At 68.6% G+C, this 1,331-nt stretch carries 1 protein-coding gene; it reads right to left on the minus strand.

What is annotated here, in order from left to right; genetic code table 11:
• The coding region (fxsT, locus tag DMB66_RS59430; RefSeq protein ID WP_148112955.1) for an FxSxx-COOH system tetratricopeptide repeat protein at positions 1-1,317 on the minus strand (1,317 nt) is incomplete at its 3' end.
• Positions 1,318-1,331: the final 14 nt, after the last annotated feature.

Genomic DNA, 1,331 nt, shown 5'->3' on the forward strand with positions numbered 1-1,331 from the left:
GTCGTCGGCACCCAGGACTCGCATGTGCCGTGCGACGTTGTCCTCCTCCACCTGAAGGGCGTCGGCGAGCAGGCCCTCGAGGCGGAGGTCGACGCCGAGGTTGTTGGCGGTGTAGAGGGTGTGCTCGTGATCCTCGCCGAAGCGGGGGTCACGCCGCAGCCGTTCGAAGGTGTCGGTGTCCAGCCTCCGGGCCTTGCTGGTCTGGCCGAGCAACCGGTATGCGTTCGCCAGATGCCGCTGGGCGATCAGGGTCAGCTCGTGGTCCGGGCCCGGGCTGCCGGGCTCGTCGCTCTTCGTCCACCTGTCGACAACGATCTCGCCGAGGTGCCGGCTCGCCTCGTAGTCGCCGATGACGAAGTAGTAGCGGATCTGGTCGACCACCACCATGCGCGCGGCGTCATCGGTCGCCTCGACCAGCTGGGCGGCGTCGACGTGCGCGGCGACCTCGGCGTGCACGGGCCAGTTGCTCTGCTCGTCGGGGTAGCCGGGATTCGCGGCGGCGAGCAGTCGCTGCGCGTTGTCGCGGCTCTGCTCCAAGCGTGGCCCAATCAGTTCCTCCTTGAGCACCCGCTGGATCAGGCGGTGAACCTGGATCCGCTGGCCCTCGTCGACTCGCGCGAGACCGAAGCGCCGGACCTCTCGAATGGCCCGGTTCAGCTCGATCGGACGGTTGAGGGCGGCCCTGAGCTCTTCGCTCAGGCCACCGCCACGGCCGGCCCGCAGCAGCGTGACGGAGACCGGGTCGGGACCGAGGAAGGCGAACAGCTCGAGCAGTTCGGCAGCCGCTGGCAACTCCTCGCGCAGCCGGTGCACGGCGAGCTTCAGGAAGGCGTAGATGGTCTGTGGATAGTCGAGCGGCTTGCCTTCGGAGAGGAGCTCGGCGATGTTGGCGTCAAAGAGCTCGAGATATTCCGAGACGGGCATGCCCGTGGTGGCATGCCAGATCGCCGCCTGTTCCAGGGCCAGCGGCAGGTCGCCCAGCTTGTCCGCCAGCTTGTCGGCGTCGCCGTGGCCGATGCTGCGGCCGTGGCGGCGTAGCAGCTGGATGCTCTCGGACCGCTCGAAGACGTCGACCTCGATCGCGTTTCCCCGCGCGGACCAAACCGCGTTGTTGCGGGACGTGACGATGACGTGCCCGACACCGGTGGACGGGACGAGGTCCGTCAACACCTCCGGGCCTTCCGCGTTGTCGTACACGAGCAGCCACCGGAACGGACTCGCGGACAGGGCCTCCAGCACGAGCGCGGTCGTCTGCTTCATGTCCTGCCCGACCGGCATGCCCAGCCGCTGTGCCAGCTGCGCGAGAGATCCTCGCACCTGGGCCGCAGACT

Source organism: Actinoplanes sp. ATCC 53533, assembly GCF_003947245.1.